Raw genomic sequence first — 15,680 nt, 5'->3', positions numbered from 1 at the left:
ATTCGGAACAGCTATTTAGTCAGAGGGCTGCATGTTTATATTCAGTCACCTCAACACCTGGGTCGTAGCCCTCAGCGCGGTGCCATCTGTTGTCGGCTGGTACCGACAGGGAGTCCGAAAGAGGGCAGCCCACGCGCATCCCAGTCAAAGGGTTGCAGATGAATTTCCCTGTTCCAGCCTGCCCCTTTGAATTTGGCGGCATGATGGATCAGCCAGGGTCGGCCTCCATCGTCGATAAAGAAGCCGTTATGCCCAGGGCCATAGACTCCCAGCGCCTCGTCCTTGCTAAAGACGGGCTGAGGCCGCTTGCGCCAGTGTGCCGGATTCATAGGATCCTCCCCCTCCAGCGCCAGCAGACCGAGACAGTAATCGTCCGTCCAGCTGCCGCTGGCGGAATAGGTGAGGAAGAGTCGCCCCCCTGGGCTTAACAGCACCTGGGGAGCCTCGTTGACCTGGGGCGTGCCGATACGCTCCCACGCCAGTTCAGGTCTGGAGATCTCAACGCGCGGCCCAGCCAGCTGCCAGGGCGAGGCCATTCTGGCGATATAGAGGCGCTGCTGATTATTAACCTCTCCCTCCCAGCCCGACCAGATGAAATAACGTTCCCCCCGGTAATCGAGGACGGTGCCGTCGATGGCCCATTTGTCACTGGCATCAGCCATCTTGCCCTCCTGGGTACCCGCAGGGAAGGTGTACTCGCCAAAAGGATCCACCCCTTTTGACTGCAACACATACATGCGCTGCCGAGCCATGTCGCCATCCGATGCGGCGAAATAGATGTACCAGCGACCGTCCAGCAGGTGCAGCTCGGGGGCCCAGAGATGGGTGCCGTTGACGGCGCCCTGAGCCGGCATCCACACCACCTTGTGCTCGGCATTCTCAAGGTCGGTAATGTCTTTGGTACGCCATAGCATGATGTCGCTGCCGGTGGTCTGGGTGTAGTAGTAAAAGCCGTCATCATGACGCACAACCCAGGGATCGGCGCCATCACCCAAGATCGGATTGGTAAAAGTCGAACTGGCCTGCGCTGGCATGATGGTTCCCAATAGAATGAACAGAGAAAGAAGGATTCGGTACATGACAGGTGCTCCACGAGGGACAGGATCCGCCGCCCCTCAGCTCAACGGCGCAGGCTCTGCCCCTGCTCACCGAAGAGATGGATATATTCGAGAGCGACGGTGAGGGAGACCGCCTCGTCGCATGAAGGCACCCGTCGATCCGTGTTGACCTTGGCCAGCAGCAGCCGCTCTATGCCCTCGCACTTGATGTGCAAGATCGCCGCATCACCGAGGTTTTCGACCAGAGAGACCCGGCCATGCAGATGGGCCTCCGGGGCGCCTTCAACCCCCACCAACAGATGCTCGGGGCGGATCCCTATCTTGATGTTGCTCTGGCCTGTGCAGTCAAACCATGACTCAGACGCCGTCACCTCGATCCCTTTACCCGGCGTTAGCTGCCAGAGATCGCCATCTTTTCCCTTCAGCTTGCAGGTCAACATGTTCATCTTCGGCATGCCGAGGAAGGTAGCCACAAACTCGGTGGCGGGGCGCTGATAGAGATCCAGGGGAGAACCCACCTGCTCGATGTGGCCCTTGTTGAAGACCACTATCCGGTCCCCCAGCGTCATCGCTTCCACCTGATCGTGCGTCACATAGATCATGGTGGTCCCCAGCTTCTGATGCAGACGCGCCAGCTCGGTACGCATCTGCCCACGCAGGGCGGCATCAAGGTTGGAGAGCGGCTCATCAAACAGAAACACCTCAGGTTCACGCACGATGGCTCGTCCGATGGCAACCCGCTGGCGCTGGCCTCCGGAGAGCTCGGCCGGTTTGCGCTCCAGCAGGTGGGCCAGTTGCAGGGTCTCCGCCACCCGGTTTACCTTGGTCTCTATCTCGGCCTTCGGTGTGTTGTTGAACAGCAGGGAGAAGCCCATGTTCTCGGCCACCGTCAGGTGGGGGTAGAGTGCATAGGACTGGAATACCATGGCCACCCCCCGTTTGGCGGCGTCGAGCTCATTGGCCCGCAGGTTGCCGATGTGGAGATCGCCTGCGGAAATATCCTCCAGCCCGGCAATCATGCGCAGCAGCGTCGACTTGCCGCAGCCGGAGGGGCCGACGAAGACGACGAACTCCCCCTGTTCGATTTCCAGATCCACGCCGTGAATGACGGCATTGCCATTGGGGTAGGTCTTCTTGATGTGCTTAAGCGATACGCTGGACATATGGTGCTCTCTCACGACGGCCTCATCGCGGCCGTAAAAACAGGGGGCCCGCCTTGGCAGGCCCGTGAATCGTTAACCCTTGAGGCCGGTGGCGGCGAGGAAGCCCGACGCGACACGCTTCTGGAACATGACATAGAGGATGGCGACCGGCAGGCCACCGATCAGGGCAGAGGCCATGTTCTGGGCATACCTCACCCCATAGGTGTCGTTAAGCTGAGTCAGACCGATGGGAATGGTCATGTTCTCGGTGGAGCTGACCACCAGGAATGGCCAGAGGAAATTGTTCCACGCCCCCATGAAGGTGATGATCGCCATGGCATAAATGATGTTCCGGGAGAGAGGCAGATAGACGCGGAGCAATACCTGCCACTCCCGGGCGCCATCGAGGATGGCCGCCTCGCGAAAATCCTTGGGGATCTGATCGAAGAAGCGCTTGAGAACGAAGAGCACCATGGGTGACACCACCTGAGGCAATATGATCCCCCCCAGAGAGTCGGCCAGCCCCATGTGGTAGACCTGGCGAAAGAGCGGGATCACCAAGGCTTCGAAGGGGAAGATGATGCCAAACATGCAGCACCAGAACAGCAGGTTCGCCCCCTTGAAACGCAGTTGAGAGAAGCTGTAGGCCGCCAGCACAGTGATCAGCAGCGTCACCAGGGTAACCGCCAGCGAGGTGACCACGCTGTTCATGAAGAAGACGGGCAGATCCCCCATGGTCAGCACCTTGATGAAGGCATCGAAGATGACGGGATCGGGCAGCCACTGCAGACCGGCGACAGTCTGAGCCTCCGGGCGCAGCGCCGTGCTGATCGCCCACAGCAGAGGGGCGCCCCACAGCAGGCAGAGCAGCACAGTCAACGTGATGGCGAGCAAGGCGGTAAATGTCAGTTTGCTATTCATCTTAGCCTCGACGATTGATGAAGCGATTAGCCAGGGATTGCAGCACCAGAATGAGCAGCACTATCAGCACGAAGACCACGGCGATGGCCGAGGCATAGCCGGCGTTCTGGTTGACGAACCCGGTCTCGTACATGTAGTGCAGAACCACTTTGGTGCTGTCGAAGGGGCCCCCTCCGGTCAACAGATAGGTCTGACCGAAGATTTTGAGGGATGCGACCAGTTGCAGGCCGAAGACCATCACGGTGACAGGGCGCAGTTGGCGCCATGTGATGTAGCGAAAGATCCCCCACTCCGAGGCGCCATCGAGCCTGGCCGCTTCGTAGAGGTCCTGCGGTATGTTCTTGAGGGCCGCCATGAACAGCAGCACGTTGAAGCCAACGGTCCACCAGATGGTGGCGATGGCAACCATGGGCATGGCAAAGTCCGGATCGTTGAACCAGGCGATCTCGGTGCCGGCGACCAGGTTCACCACGCCGAAGGTCGGGTGCAGCATCCAGCCACCGATCATGGCCATGACTGCGATGGGCAAGATGTTGGGGATGAAAAAGATAGCCTGGACCAGACCGGCGAAGCGGGTGAGACGGCAGATCAGCATCGCCATGACCAATCCCAGAGCAGTCAGCGGGATCACGGTCAACAGGGCAAAGTAGGCGGTCTGCAGCAAGGAATCCCAGAAGCTGGGGTCCTGCAGCAGCTCCACATAGTTGGCAAAACCAACATAGCCGTGAGTCTCGGTCAGCCCGCTGTCGGTGAAACTCAACTGCAACGTTTGCAATGCAGGAATGACAAAGAAGAGCAAAAAGGCGAGCAAGAAGGGCGCCAACATGAGCCAAGGCGTCATCAGGGCACCAAAACGACCGACGGTGGTTCTGGCAGTGTCTTTATTATCCATATCTGAACTCGGGCCTGGAATGAAGGAAACCGGGAGGCAGAGGATTGGCCTTCTGCCCCAGGGTCATTAACGTGCCGGACGACTCATGAACTTGCCCGCATCGCGCTCGAACATCTGCAGCGCCTTCTCGATGGGCAACTGACCGGTCAGCGCCGCCGGGAAGTACTTGGAGGCGGCGGCCTGCAGGGGGCCAGCCGCCCCGCTGTACCAGCCATCCGGGTCATAGACGATGTTGCTGGCCGTCTCGCTGACATAATCCGCGAGCAGTGGCATCTCCTTGAACGCCTGGGTGGCGACCGTCGGCTCGTAGGCCGGAATGTGGCCCCCTTCGGCCCAGGTGAGGGCGTTCTGGTTGATATAGTTGGCAAATTTGGCAATCCCCAGCACTTTTTCGTCGGAGATGGGTTTGTCTTTATTGCGCGGAATGGCCAATGCGTGGGAGTCGGCCCAGGCGGCCCTGCTACCGTTGAAGAAGGAGGGGAGAGATGCGATGCCCACTTCGAATCCAAGCTTGCCGCTCTTCATGCCGTCGGTAACGGAGGGGAGCTCCCAGACGCCATTGAGCATCAAGGCCGAGCGGCCGGTCATGAACTCCGTGGTGGAGGAAGCGTAATCCAGCCCCTTGGTGGCGTAGCCGTCGGCGTACCACCTGGCCATCGCCGCCATCGCCTGCCTACCCGCCTCGCCATAGACAAACTCGTTGTTCTCTATGGTCTTGCCGCCCTGCTGGCTGATCATGGAGAGCCAGAGACGGTAAGGCATGTAGGACATGGGCGAAGTCTCCATGCTCAGACCCATCGCCCCTTGCTCTTTCACGCTTTTGAGCGCCGCATCAAACTGCGCCAGCGAGGCGATGGGCTTGAGTCTGCCCTGCTCATCCAGCAAGCCGGCCTTGGCCGCGATGCGCTTGTTGTAATAGAGCACCATGGCATGGGTATCGATGGGCAGAGCATAGGTCTTGTCATCGACGTTCGATTGCTTCCAGAGCAGCGGGAAAAGCTGGTTGCTATCGTAGCCAGCCTGCTTCAGAACCTCGGGATTGATGGGCTCAAGGCCCTGGGTCTGGGTCAGGCCGGAGATCTTGGAGAGATGGATGGTCGCCATGTCCGGACCGCTGCCCATGGCAGAGGCGGTCTTGAGTTTGGTATAGAAGGGTTCACCCCAGTTCAGGGTGGTAGTCTCTATTTTGTAGTCACCCTGGCTGGCATTGAAACCGTCGACCAGTTGCTTCATGCGCGCGCCATCGCCGCCGTTGAGCAGGGTCCAGTATTGCAGTGTGGTTTGTGCCAGGGTAATGGGAGAAAGGGTTGCCCCCGCGACCAGCAATGCCAGCAGCTTTATCTTCTTCATGATATGACCTCTATGTGTAGGGTGAGGCGATGCCGATGGGTTGGCATCGCCTCGGAGGAGTCTTTCTTATTCGGTGGTCAGGGACTGGATCAGGGCGACCTCACGCTCGTCATAGGGGGAGCCATCCGCCTCGAGCAGGTCGTGGAACCAGGTGTCCGCGTACTCCGGAACGGCTCGCTGGATATTGGGCCAGGGCAGATGCGTCTGGGTTCTCCCCTTGACCAGTCCCCATTGGTAACAGGCGATCTTGCGCTCCTTGAAGATAGGCAGTTGCTCATGCATGAACGACTTGGCATGGCGAGCGAGCCACTCGGTGCAGAGCAGGGGGCGATCGTAGGTCGCGACGATTTCCAGACTTTTTTCCAGCAGTTCGAGTGACTGATAGGCATGGAAGCTGATCACATCCGACAGCGCCATTGCCCGGAGGTCGGTGGGATGAGTGAAGATGGGATCGTCCGGGCTAAAGTGGTTGGCAGCATGCCAGGCACAGACCGTCAGCGGCTGGCAGGGATTGGCCTCGCGCGCCCAGCTGAAGGCCAGCTCCATCAGATGATGGCTGTAGGGCTCCATGGCAGGATCGAACTCTTCATGCTGATTGGGGCCACGGAAAATGCCGCGATTGGTCGGCTCGTTGTAGAGATCCCACACCAGAATACGTTCATCCTGGGCGAACATGCCGACGACATCCTTGATGTAACGCTCCAGTTCACACCATTGGGTGACATCCATGACGACGTTGCGTCCAGGGCTCGCCGCTGCCTGACTGTTGTGCAGGTTTTTGACAGGCTCTTTTTGCGGGCCCAGATAGGGGTGATCGCCGGAGAAGCCGCAATCATCCATGGGGGTCAGCATGACGCTGATCCCCTCTGCGGCCGCCACCGCCAGGAAGTCGTCGATGCGGGCGATCAGGCCATCTCTGTCCACCTGCCAGACGATGAAGGGCAGGTTGGTGCGCAGGGTGTTGTAGCCCACCTCTCTGGCCCACGCCAACTCCTGCCTGATGGTCGGGAGATCGAAGGTCTCCCGTTGCCACATCTCCGTCCAGTTGACGGCGGTTCTGGGCAAGTAGTTGAACCCTCTCAGCCAGGGCTGCTTGCTCCACCACTGCCAGGCCTGTTCTGTGGACCACTGTTGTACCGCCATCGCCCCCCCCCCTTTTGCTAATGTTTAATATTTATGAGCTAATTTTTATTTGCTAATCATATTAATAGCAAAGGGTGTTAGATGGAATTTGGTGGTCAGTCACAAAATGAGCCAGACCAAGGCTCATTGCAACGTCTGGTTAACATACCGTTTTTAAGCGCGTTGACAGCCTGGATTGGGTGTTTATCGATCGTATTGATCCGCGCTGATGACGATAACATGGCTGGTTCCCCCAATCTGGTGGGGTATGATTGACGAGAAAAAAACTAATAATATTAGCTTGATGACAGGGGCTGGTCATATCGATGAACAAGCAACGCATCACCATGAGTGCCATCGCCGCCGCAGCCGGCGTCTCCCAATCTACTGTATCTCTGGTGCTCAACGGTTCGAGCGCGGTGAAGCTCTCATTCAGGGGAAACCCTGGAGGGAGGCCAACAACCTACGGCTGGAGGGATATCGCCAAGCCCTGATCAAATGACCGGATCCCGGCTCCACAATGGGTACGCGTCGCTAACTGGCCGCTGCGCGAGGCCTATGAGCAGACCCGGCAGCTGCTGGCACTCCCCAACACACCAGACGCGGTCTTCTGCTGCAGTGACTACATGACCCAGGGCTGCTATCAGGCCATTGCGGAGGCAGGGTTACGCATTCCGGAAGATATCTTGGTTGCGGGACACGATAACCAGATGCTGGCCAACGAGATGGTGCCCCTCTGTTTGTTGGACGCCCCGAACGAGATCCATAAGGCCACCCACGACTTTCACTTGATCCCTGTCCCACCGCGGCACTTCGCATCTGTACCCAGCCCTGCGCTCGATTACACTCAGGATGTGGGCCGTCGATGACGACGACCATTCTTCATTGGCTCGCATCAAGAGAAGGGAATCATGGCCAGCAAAAAAAAATCTACGACTGAACAGCCTGCTCCGGCAGCAGAGTCCAAGCCGCTTGGCAACAAGGCATACGAGAAGGAACTGCGTCGCCTGCATGTGGAGCTGGTGAAACTGCAGCAGTGGGTGGTGCACAAGGGACTCAAGGTCTGCATAGTGTTCGAAGGGCGCGACGGCGCTGGCAAGGGGGGGACCATCAAGGCGATCACCGAGCGGGTCAGTCCCCGGGTGTTCAGGGTCATCGCGCTGCCGGCCCCCACCGAACGGGAGAAGAGCCAGCTCTATTTCCAGCGCTACATCCCGCACCTGCCGGCGGCGGGCGAGATCGTCATTTTCGATCGCAGCTGGTACAACAGGGCCGGGGTGGAGCGTGTCATGGGCTTTTGCAGCCAGGAGGCGAGCGACAAATTCCTGGCGGGGGTTCCCATGGTGGAACAAGCCATGGTCGACTCGGGCATCATATTGCTGAAGTATTGGCTGGAGGTGACCCCACAGGAGCAGGAGCGGCGGCTGCGAGATCGCATCGACGATGGTCGCAAGATCTGGAAGCTCTCCCCCATGGACATCAAGTCCTTCGATCGCTGGGATGACTACACCCGGGCGCGGGATGCCATGTTCACCGCCACCGACACCGCCTGGGCTCCCTGGTTCGTGGCCCGCTCCGAGGACAAGAAGCGGGTGCGGCTCAACATCATCTCCCATCTGCTGGCCCACGTTCCCTACGAGGAACTGCCGGCCGAACCGGTCAAGCTGCCCAAACGCAAGATTGGCAAGGTCAAGGCCTCGGAGCACCCGTTCCGGGTGATCCCGGAACTGTTCTGATCACCGTCAAGGGGGAGCCTCTGGCTCACCCCTTGCTCCCTCACGCCCTGCCCTGCTGATACTAACCTGAGGATGGCCGCCCTGGCATTGGGGAACCTCTGGCCCCCCCTGCCCACTCACGCCCTGCCCTGCTGATACTAATCTGAGGATGGCCGCCCTGGCATTGCCCCCCTGCCCACTCACTCTCTGCCCTGTTGATACTGGCGGATGGCCGCCCTGGCATTGAACAGCATGCGGCTCTCCCCGAGCTGACTGGCCAACCCGCTGCGACGCACGTTCTCGAGCACCCCGGGATTGAGCCCGGCCAGCCAGAGGGTGACCCCCCTGGCGTGCGCCTGCTGCTCCCCCTCCATCAACATCATCAGAGCCGAGTACTCCACGTCCTGCACCCGGCTCATGTCCAGCACCACCACCTCGGGCTGGTGAGTCTCGATAAGCTCGCGGATCTGGGCGGCCACATGCTGCACATTGATGAAGAAGAGGCGCCCCTCCGGGCGCAGGATCAACAGGCCGGGGACCGTCTCGTCATCGGGATGACGCGCGGCCAGCGGCCGCAGCACATCCTCCCCGGGTTTTCGGCCAATCACATAGACGGGTGGCTGCGCCGTCTGGCTGGCCAGCCCCAGCAAGGAGGCCAGGATGGCGACCACTATCCCCTCCAGGGTGCCGAACAGCAGCACCCCCAGACAGGCGATGGCGGCCCAGCGAAACTCCATCATGCGAATCTGCCCTATCTTGCGAAACTCCCCCGGCTGGATGAGCCCCACCGAATAGACGATGACCACCACCGCCAGGGTGGCGCTCGGCAGCCAGGAGAGCAGCGGGGCGAGGAAGATCATGGTGGCCAGCGCCATGGCGGCGGTGACCGCAGAGGCCCACTGGCTGACGCCCCCGACGGAGCGCACCACCGCTGTCTGGGAGGTCCCCCCCCTGCCGGCATGCTGCCGCAGAAGGCTCCCCCCAGGTTGGCCAGCCCGGTGGCCACCAGCTCGCGGTTCGGATTGATCTCCGGCTCTTCCTTCCCCACGAAGGCCCGGCCTGCGGCTATGGTCTCGGAGAAGCTCATCAGCGCGATGCCCGCCGCCCCCGGCAGCAGTTGCAACACCAGGGTCAGATCCGGCATCGTCAGGCCGGGCAAGCCGGTGGGAATGCTCCCGACGATGGCGACCCCCGCCTCGTTCAGGCCAAAGCCCCACACCAGCGCGATACCGATACCCACCCCCAGCAAGGGGGCGGGAGAATGGGGAAAGCGCCACTCCATGAACACCAGCACCACCAGGGTGACGAGAGCGACTCCCAGGGTCAGCCAGGAGGTCTGGGGCAGCGCCAGCCCCAGGTGATAGAGATCCAGAAAGAAGTTCTCCTTCTGGATGTGCACACCGAACAGCTTGGGCAGCTGATCGAGGATGATCACCAGCCCGATGCCGCTCTTGAACCCCACCAGCACCGGCAGGGAGATGAAGTTCGCCACGAAGCCGAGGCGCAGCACCGCCGCCAGCATCAGCATGGCCCCCACCAGCAGGGTCAGAGTGGCCGTCACCGTGATCAGCCGACCGGGATCCCCATCCGGCACCACCAGTCCGAGCTGGGTCGCAGTCAGGATCGCCAGGGTACTGGTGGAGCTGACACTGAGCACTCGGGAGGAGCCCAGCAGGGCGTAAAGCACCATGGGCACAAACGCGGTATAGAGGCCGATAGCCACCGGCAGACCGGCCACGCTGGCGTAGGCCATGGCCTTGGGCAACACGACCGCCGCCGCGGTGACGCCGGCCAGCAGATCGGACAGGGAGCGCCTTGGCGCCAACGCGGGTGATGACATTTTGTCCTCCATGATCACGGGTCTGGCCGGGCGCCGGTGGGCATGACTCTCAAATGAGTGCATGAGCGGCAGTTCGGTGCGACATCCTCCGCCCCTTGCACCCTCAGGATGCAGGCACGGTTACAGAGAGAAGTGTATGCGCCAGCCCGACGCAGAGGCTTGTTGTTTCTCACGTTTTGCCATCTCGCTCCCCTATACTTCAGCGACGTTGCGCCGCCGGCCAGCCCCCTTTCCAAGAGGAGATCCTCCTTGTTGCGACTGCTTGCACTGCTGCTTGTCTGCCTGGTGGCCCAGGTCCGGGCGCTGACACTGACTCCCCTGGTGGAGGGTCTCAATCATCCCTGGGGGCTGGTCTTGCTGCCGGATGGCGGCTACCTCGTCGGCGAGCGCCCTGGCCGCCTGCTGCACATCGACGCCGCAGGCAAACGCCACCTCATCTCGGGCCTGCCGCCCCTCGCCGCCACGGGCCAGGGAGGCCTGCTCGATCTCGCCCTGGACGGCGAGGGCTGGCTCTATCTCAGCTACAGCGAGCCGGGGGACGGCGGGGCCGGCACCGCAGTAGCCCGGGCCCGGCTGCAAAAGGAGGCCCTCATCGACTGGCAACTGCTGTTTCGCCAAGAGCCCAAGGTGGCCGGCGGCGCCCATTTCGGATCCCGCCTGGCGTTGACGGAGGACGGCTATCTCTTCATCACCCTCGGCGATCGTTACAGCGAACGGGAGCGGGCCCAGACGCTCGACAACCACCTCGGCAAGACGGTGCGCCTGCACAAGGATGGCCGGGTGCCCGCCGACAATCCCTTCGTCAAGACGGCGGGTGCCCTGCCGGAGATCTGGAGCCTGGGCCATCGCAACATGCAGGGAGCCGCACTGCGTCCCGGCAGCCAGCAGTTCTGGGCCCACGAACACGGCCCCCAGGGCGGGGACGAGGTCAACCTCATCCTGCCCGGTCACAACTACGGCTGGCCCAAAGTGACCTTCGGCGAGGAGTATGGGGGCGGCAAGATTGGCCTGGGCCAGAGCGCGCCCGGCATGACGCCGCCACGCTGGATCTGGGTGCCCTCCATCGCCCCCTCGGGCATGACCTTTTATCAGGGGGAACTGTTCAAGGAGTGGCGGGGGGATCTGCTGGTCGGCGCCCTGCGCGGTCAGGCCCTGTTGCGCCTGCACCTCGACGGAGACAAGATAGTGTCGGCAGAGCGGCTGCTGACCGATCTCGGGGAGCGGATCCGCACCGTCAAGGAGGGCCCCGATGGTGCCCTCTACCTGTTGACGGATTCAGGCCAGGGGCGCCTGCTCAAACTGACCCCATAGGATGCAAGGAGGAAGCATGAACAAGTATCGAACCCTGCTGGTGCTCTGTGCCAGCCTCTGGTTGCTGGGCTGCAACACCATCCACGGGGTGGGGCGAGACATCGAGAAGGCGGGCGAGGTGATCCAGGGCTCTGCCAACCTGACGAGCGAGCATCAGGCCGGCAAAGAGTGACAACCTAAGGCTCACACAGTCACTCGACACCGGAGGCCAGGCTGGCGAGCGGGGCCATGGTCACCCTGACCCCATGCTGCGCCAGCACGTCGCGGGCACTCTGGGGCAACTGCTCGTCGGTGATCACCTGATCGATTGCATCCCAACCCACCACGTTGAAGGTGCCGACCTTGCCGTATTTGGACGAGTCGCAGATGAGGATGCGGCTCGCAGCCGACTCCACCACGGCCCGCTTCACCGGCACCTTCTGCTCGCTCGGGGTGGAGATCCCCTGTCCATCCCAGGAGGAGGCAGACAGGAAGGCAACGTCCAGGTGCAGGTTGCGCAGGAAGTGGGCGGTGGCCTCCCCGGCGCAGGACTGGTTCTCGCGAATGACCTGGCCCCCGGTGTGATAGAGGCGGCAGCGGCCGTGCTCGATAAGGTAGGCACAGACCATGAAGTCGTTGGTCACTATCATCAGATCTTCCCGCAGCGCCAGCTCCCGGGCCAGCTCCAGGGAGGTGGTGCCGGCGTCCAGATAGACGGTACTGCCCTCTGCCACCTGATCGGCGGCGAGCCGGGCGATGGCCAGCTTGGCCCCCTGCATCAGGCTGCGCTTGGCGGCATGGGAGGGCTCGCTCTTGATCCGTTGGGAGAGACTGACTCCGCCGGATACCGAGAGCACCCGCCCCTGCTCCTCCAGTTTCTGGATGTCGCGTCTGATGGTCATGTGGGAGACCTGCAACCAGTCGGTCAGCTCCATTATGCTGACCACGCCGCGCTCTGCCAGCAGTTGCAGGATACGTTGCTGTCGCTCTACGGGAATCATCTTGGCTCACCCCTCGGGGAAAAGAGGCGCCATTCTACCCCAGCGACCTGGGAAAAAATGATAAATAAGCTCGAAGGGGCTCACAAATCACATTTATTCACATAGAAAACGCCAAAAATTGACTCGAAAGAATCTCAAGCCTCATAAATAACAAAAATTAACACACAATAAGTTATTTTTTGTGACACCTGCCTGATATTTCACCGCCACAAGCCTCTACTATCTGCTCATCAGTCGTTATCGAGGAATCACGAGATGAGCACTTCCTATCATGTTGCTGTCATCGGCCTGGGGGCCATGGGCATGGGCGCCGCCCGCTCCTGCCTGCGGGCCGGGCTCACCACCTACGGCATCGATCTCAGCGAGCAGGCCCGCAGCCAGTTGCAGCAGGCCGGTGCCGCCGCCGTCATGGCCGATGCCAGACCCCTGGCCGAGACCCTGGATGCCGTGCTGCTGCTGGTGGTCAACGCCGCCCAGGTGCGCCGCATCCTGTTCGGTGAAGAGGAGCTGGCCCGCCACCTCAAACCGGGCACCGCCATCATGGTCTCTTCCACCATAGCGGCCGAGGAGGCGAGCACCCTGGCCGCCGAGCTGGCACAGCTGGGGCTGCCGATGCTGGACGCCCCTGTCTCCGGTGGCGCCATCAAGGCCGACGCGGGCGAGATGACGGTGATGGCCGCAGGATCAGACGCCGCCTTCGACAAGCTGGCCCCTGTGCTGGATGCAGTCTCAGGCAAGCTCTACCGGGTCGGCAGCGAACCGGGCCAGGGCAGCACCGTCAAGATCATCCATCAGCTGCTGGCCGGGGTGCACATCGCCGTTGCCGCCGAAGCCATGGCCCTGGCCAGTCGGGCCGGCGTGTCGCTGGATCTCATGTATGACGTGGTGACCCATGCCGCCGGCAACTCCTGGATGTTTGAAAACCGCATGCCCCGGGTGCTGACCGGCGACTACCAGGCCCGCTCCGCAGTGGACATCTTCGTCAAGGATCTCACCCTGGTAGCGGACACCGCCAAGGCGCTGCGCTTCCCGTTGCCGCTCGCGAGCACGGCGCTGAACATGTTCCTCGGCGCCAGCAATGCAGGGCACGGCCAGGAAGATGACAGCGCCGTCATCAAGATCTTCTCCGGCATCCAGCTGCCGGGTCAGGAGGATCAAGCATGAAACTCGGTGTCATCGCAGACGACTTCACCGGCGCCACCGACATCGCCGGCTTCCTGGTGGAGAACGGCCTCTCCACCCTGCAACTCGCCGGCGTGCCGGAGCATGACGGGGATCTGCCCCAGGTCGATGCCGTGGTGATCAGCCTCAAGAGCCGCTCCTGCCCGGCGGGCGAAGCGGTGCGCGACTCCCTGGCGGCACTGGCCTGGCTCAAGGCTCGCGGCTGCCCGCGCATCTACCAGAAATACTGCTCCACCTTCGACAGCACGGCGGCAGGCAACATAGGTCCGGTCACCGACGCTCTGCTGGCGGCGCTTGGCCACGACTTCACCCTGATCTGCCCGGCCCTGCCGGTCAACGGTCGCACCGTCTATCAAGGCAACCTCTTCGTCGGCGCCCAGCCGCTGGCCGAATCCGGCATGCGCCACCACCCCATCACCCCCATGACCGACAGCAATCTGCTGCGGCTGATGGAGGGGCAGGCTCAGGGCCGCGCCGGTCTGGTGCCGTTCACCACCATAGCTCAAGGCCCCGATGCCATTGCCAACGCCTTCGAGCAGCTAACACAAGCGGGTGTGCGCTACGCCGTGGTCGACACCCTGACCGAGCAGCACCTGCTGGACATCGCCACCGCCGCCCTCGACATGCCCCTGCTGACAGGTGGCTCCGGCCTCGCCATCGGCCTGGCCCGCCAGCTTGGCAGCGGCGATCTGCAAGGTGCCCGCGAGGCTGGCTGGCCCAGAGGCACCCGCGCCGTGGTGCTGTCGGGCTCCTGCTCCGAGATGACCAACCGCCAGGTGGCCCGCTATCGCCAGCACGCCCCCGCGCTGGCGCTGGATGTAGTGCGCTGCCTCGAGGATGCCGACTACCCGGCCGAACTGGCGCGCTGGGTACTGGCCCAGCCCCTCACCCCGGCGCCGCTGGTCTACGCCACCACCAGCCCGGTGGAGCTGGCCCGCATTCAGGAGACCCACGGCCAGCAGGCGGCCAGCGACGCAGTGGAGCACTGCTTTGCCCGCCTCGCCCAACTGCTGCAAGACGCCGGGGTGGACCGTTTCATCATCGCCGGTGGCGAGACCTCGAGCCGGGTCACCCAGGCCCTCGGCGTCAAGGCGTTCCACATAGGCCCGCAAATCACCCCCGGTGTGCCCTGGGTACGGGCCATCGACGCCCCGCTGTCGCTGGCCCTCAAGTCCGGCAATTTCGGGAGCGACGACTTCTTCGACAAGGCTCAGGAGTACTTCCATGACTGAACAGGCACTGCGCGACACCATGGTGATGCTGGGGGCCTCCCTCTTCCAGCGCGGTTATGCCACCGGGGGCGCCGGCAACCTCTCCGCCCTGCTGCCGGACGGCACCCTGATCGCCACCCCCACCGGCTCCTGCCTGGGACGTCTGAGCGCCGACAGGCTCTCTCACGTCAATCTGCAGGGGGAGCACCTGGGGGGTGACCGCCCCTCCAAGGAGGTGGCCTTCCACCTCGCCATCTATCACAACAATCCGGACTGCCGGGCCGTGGTGCACCTGCACTGCACCTACCTGACCGCCCTCTCCTGTCTGGAGGGGCTGGATCCGGCCAACGTCATCCGCCCCTTCACCCCCTACTACGTGATGCGGGTCGGCCAGTTGCCGCTCATCCCCTACTACAAGCCGGGGGATGCCCGCATCGCCGAGGAGCTGGGGCGCCGCGCCCCCGAGGGCAACGCCTTCCTGCTCGCCAACCACGGCCCCGTGGTGACGGGCAAGGATCTGGTGGATGCGGTCAACAACATGGAGGAGCTGGAGGAGACGGCGCGCCTGGCACTGATGCTCCATGGCCAGTCCATCCGCTACCTGAGCGAACCCGAGATCACCGAATTGAGGAGCCTGAAGCCATGAGCCAATCCTGGTCCGCCTCTCTGACCCGATACGAACACAACGCATTGAGGAGCATCACGCCATGAGCAAGTTTGCCGCCAATCTCACCATGCTGTTTACCGAGCTGCCGTTCCTGGAGCGCTTCGCCGCCGCCCGTGAGGCAGGCTTCGAGGCGGTGGAGTTCCTGTTCCCCTACGAGTGGCCGGCCGCCGAGCTGGGCCGCCTGCTGCGCGAGCACGGCCTCTCCCTGGCTCTGTTCAACATGCCGCCGGGCAACTGGGGGGCGGGGGAGCGCGGCATGGCCGCCATCCCGGGGCGGGAGGCGGAGTTT

General features: G+C 62.3%; 16 protein-coding genes and 2 pseudogenes. 9 read left to right on the top strand and 9 right to left on the bottom strand.

Annotated elements, in window-relative coordinates:
• Window positions 1–71: 71 nt before the first annotated feature.
• From BN1127_RS09580 to BN1127_RS09555, 6 genes are all read right to left on the bottom strand, one after another.
• Window positions 72–1,034: a glycoside hydrolase family 43 protein gene (locus BN1127_RS09580; protein WP_052833535.1), complete on the bottom strand. Its 963-nt coding sequence runs from the start codon at window positions 1,032–1,034 to the stop codon at window positions 72–74.
• A gap of 86 nt (window positions 1,035–1,120) precedes the next feature.
• On the bottom strand, window positions 1,121–2,221 hold the full coding sequence (locus BN1127_RS09575) for an ABC transporter ATP-binding protein (protein WP_005328684.1): 1,101 nt from the start codon (window positions 2,219–2,221) through the stop codon (window positions 1,121–1,123).
• A gap of 72 nt (window positions 2,222–2,293) precedes the next feature.
• Entirely contained in the window at window positions 2,294–3,121 is an 828-nt protein-coding gene (locus BN1127_RS09570) for a carbohydrate ABC transporter permease (RefSeq protein ID WP_041206300.1), read from the bottom strand.
• A 1-nt stretch (window position 3,122) separates the two neighbouring features.
• On the bottom strand, window positions 3,123–4,013 hold the full coding sequence (locus BN1127_RS09565) for a carbohydrate ABC transporter permease (protein WP_048824741.1): 891 nt from the start codon (window positions 4,011–4,013) through the stop codon (window positions 3,123–3,125).
• A gap of 66 nt (window positions 4,014–4,079) precedes the next feature.
• On the bottom strand, window positions 4,080–5,363 hold the full coding sequence (locus tag BN1127_RS09560) for an extracellular solute-binding protein (RefSeq protein ID WP_042649270.1): 1,284 nt from the start codon (window positions 5,361–5,363) through the stop codon (window positions 4,080–4,082).
• Window positions 5,364–5,429: 66 nt separating this feature from the next.
• Window positions 5,430–6,506, bottom strand: a complete 1,077-nt coding sequence (locus BN1127_RS09555; protein ID WP_042649269.1) for a glycoside hydrolase 5 family protein — start codon at window positions 6,504–6,506, stop codon at window positions 5,430–5,432.
• A 305-nt stretch (window positions 6,507–6,811) separates the two neighbouring features.
• On the opposite strand from BN1127_RS09555, the gene BN1127_RS21375 reads away from it, so the two are divergent.
• Genes BN1127_RS21375 through ppk2 form a run of 3 tightly spaced genes read left to right on the top strand, consistent with a single transcriptional unit; the run spans window position 6,812 to window position 8,221 of the window.
• The gene (locus BN1127_RS21375; RefSeq protein WP_082030029.1) at window positions 6,812–6,979 is read left to right on the top strand and encodes a LacI family DNA-binding transcriptional regulator; all 168 of its coding nucleotides are present in this window, start codon (window positions 6,812–6,814) and stop codon (window positions 6,977–6,979) included.
• Window positions 6,980–6,991: 12 nt separating this feature from the next.
• On the top strand, window positions 6,992–7,354 hold the full coding sequence (locus BN1127_RS23145; RefSeq protein WP_082030028.1) for a substrate-binding domain-containing protein: 363 nt from the start codon (window positions 6,992–6,994) through the stop codon (window positions 7,352–7,354).
• 42 nt (window positions 7,355–7,396) lie between these two features.
• A complete protein-coding gene (gene ppk2 / locus BN1127_RS09545; RefSeq protein WP_005328671.1) occupies window positions 7,397–8,221 on the top strand; it encodes a polyphosphate kinase 2 in 825 nt (274 codons plus the stop codon).
• Window positions 8,222–8,400: 179 nt separating this feature from the next.
• On the opposite strand, the gene BN1127_RS22765 is transcribed toward ppk2, so the two are convergent.
• Complete coding sequence (locus BN1127_RS22765) at window positions 8,401–8,937, bottom strand: STAS domain-containing protein (RefSeq protein ID WP_231557467.1); 537 nt, start codon at window positions 8,935–8,937, stop codon at window positions 8,401–8,403.
• Window positions 8,938–8,982: 45 nt separating this feature from the next.
• Window positions 8,983–9,953 (bottom strand): annotated as a pseudogene (locus BN1127_RS22760) (SulP family inorganic anion transporter); the annotation flags it as partial.
• A 336-nt stretch (window positions 9,954–10,289) separates the two neighbouring features.
• On the opposite strand from BN1127_RS22760, the gene BN1127_RS09535 reads away from it, so the two are divergent.
• Both BN1127_RS09535 and BN1127_RS21370 read left to right on the top strand, forming a co-directional pair.
• Window positions 10,290–11,351 carry a PQQ-dependent sugar dehydrogenase gene (locus BN1127_RS09535; protein ID WP_042649267.1) on the top strand — a complete coding sequence of 354 codons (1,062 nt, stop codon included), beginning with the start codon at window positions 10,290–10,292 and terminating at the stop codon, window positions 11,349–11,351.
• A gap of 16 nt (window positions 11,352–11,367) precedes the next feature.
• A complete protein-coding gene (locus tag BN1127_RS21370) occupies window positions 11,368–11,523 on the top strand; it encodes an entericidin A/B family lipoprotein (protein WP_005328663.1) in 156 nt (51 codons plus the stop codon).
• Between the two features lie 19 nt (window positions 11,524–11,542).
• On the opposite strand, the gene BN1127_RS09530 is transcribed toward BN1127_RS21370, so the two are convergent.
• On the bottom strand, window positions 11,543–12,331 hold the full coding sequence (locus BN1127_RS09530; RefSeq protein ID WP_005328660.1) for a DeoR/GlpR family DNA-binding transcription regulator: 789 nt from the start codon (window positions 12,329–12,331) through the stop codon (window positions 11,543–11,545).
• 255 nt (window positions 12,332–12,586) lie between these two features.
• Here BN1127_RS09530 and ltnD point away from each other — a divergent pair, with 255 nt between their 5' ends.
• The 4 genes and pseudogenes from ltnD to BN1127_RS09510 form a co-directional block, all read left to right on the top strand.
• Complete coding sequence (ltnD, locus tag BN1127_RS09525; protein WP_042649266.1) at window positions 12,587–13,495, top strand: L-threonate dehydrogenase; 909 nt, start codon at window positions 12,587–12,589, stop codon at window positions 13,493–13,495.
• Window positions 13,492–14,745, top strand: coding sequence for a 3-oxo-tetronate kinase (gene otnK / locus BN1127_RS09520; RefSeq protein ID WP_042649265.1), 1,254 nt, complete (start codon window positions 13,492–13,494; stop codon window positions 14,743–14,745). The genes ltnD and otnK overlap by 4 nt, the downstream gene beginning before the upstream one ends.
• A complete protein-coding gene (gene otnC / locus BN1127_RS09515) occupies window positions 14,738–15,370 on the top strand; it encodes a 3-oxo-tetronate 4-phosphate decarboxylase (protein ID WP_005328654.1) in 633 nt (210 codons plus the stop codon). The genes otnK and otnC overlap by 8 nt, the downstream gene beginning before the upstream one ends.
• A gap of 61 nt (window positions 15,371–15,431) precedes the next feature.
• Window positions 15,432–15,680, top strand: a pseudogene (locus tag BN1127_RS09510) (TIM barrel protein); the annotation flags it as partial.

The sequence above is a fragment of the Aeromonas media genome (assembly GCF_000819985.1).
Classification (GTDB): domain Bacteria; phylum Pseudomonadota; class Gammaproteobacteria; order Enterobacterales; family Aeromonadaceae; genus Aeromonas; species Aeromonas media.
This window is presented reverse-complemented; position numbering and strand designations above follow the sequence as displayed.

Coding starts and splice junctions, on each gene's coding strand:
- BN1127_RS21370 (WP_005328663.1), top strand. CDS start 11,368: ATGAACAAGTATCGAACCCTGCTGGTGCTCTGTGCCAGCCTCTGGTTG.
- ppk2 (WP_005328671.1), top strand. CDS start 7,397: ATGGCCAGCAAAAAAAAATCTACGACTGAACAGCCTGCTCCGGCAGCA.
- BN1127_RS21375 (WP_082030029.1), top strand. CDS start 6,812: ATGAACAAGCAACGCATCACCATGAGTGCCATCGCCGCCGCAGCCGGC.
- otnK (WP_042649265.1), top strand. CDS start 13,492: ATGAAACTCGGTGTCATCGCAGACGACTTCACCGGCGCCACCGACATC.
- ltnD (WP_042649266.1), top strand. CDS start 12,587: ATGAGCACTTCCTATCATGTTGCTGTCATCGGCCTGGGGGCCATGGGC.
- BN1127_RS09570 (WP_041206300.1), bottom strand. CDS start 3,121: ATGAATAGCAAACTGACATTTACCGCCTTGCTCGCCATCACGTTGACT.
- BN1127_RS09580 (WP_052833535.1), bottom strand. CDS start 1,034: ATGCCAGCGCAGGCCAGTTCGACTTTTACCAATCCGATCTTGGGTGAT.
- BN1127_RS09555 (WP_042649269.1), bottom strand. CDS start 6,506: ATGGCGGTACAACAGTGGTCCACAGAACAGGCCTGGCAGTGGTGGAGC.
- BN1127_RS09575 (WP_005328684.1), bottom strand. CDS start 2,221: ATGTCCAGCGTATCGCTTAAGCACATCAAGAAGACCTACCCCAATGGC.
- BN1127_RS22765 (WP_231557467.1), bottom strand. CDS start 8,937: ATGGAGTTTCGCTGGGCCGCCATCGCCTGTCTGGGGGTGCTGCTGTTC.
- BN1127_RS09565 (WP_048824741.1), bottom strand. CDS start 4,013: ATGGATAATAAAGACACTGCCAGAACCACCGTCGGTCGTTTTGGTGCC.
- otnC (WP_005328654.1), top strand. CDS start 14,738: ATGACTGAACAGGCACTGCGCGACACCATGGTGATGCTGGGGGCCTCC.
- BN1127_RS09530 (WP_005328660.1), bottom strand. CDS start 12,331: ATGATTCCCGTAGAGCGACAGCAACGTATCCTGCAACTGCTGGCAGAG.
- BN1127_RS09560 (WP_042649270.1), bottom strand. CDS start 5,363: ATGAAGAAGATAAAGCTGCTGGCATTGCTGGTCGCGGGGGCAACCCTT.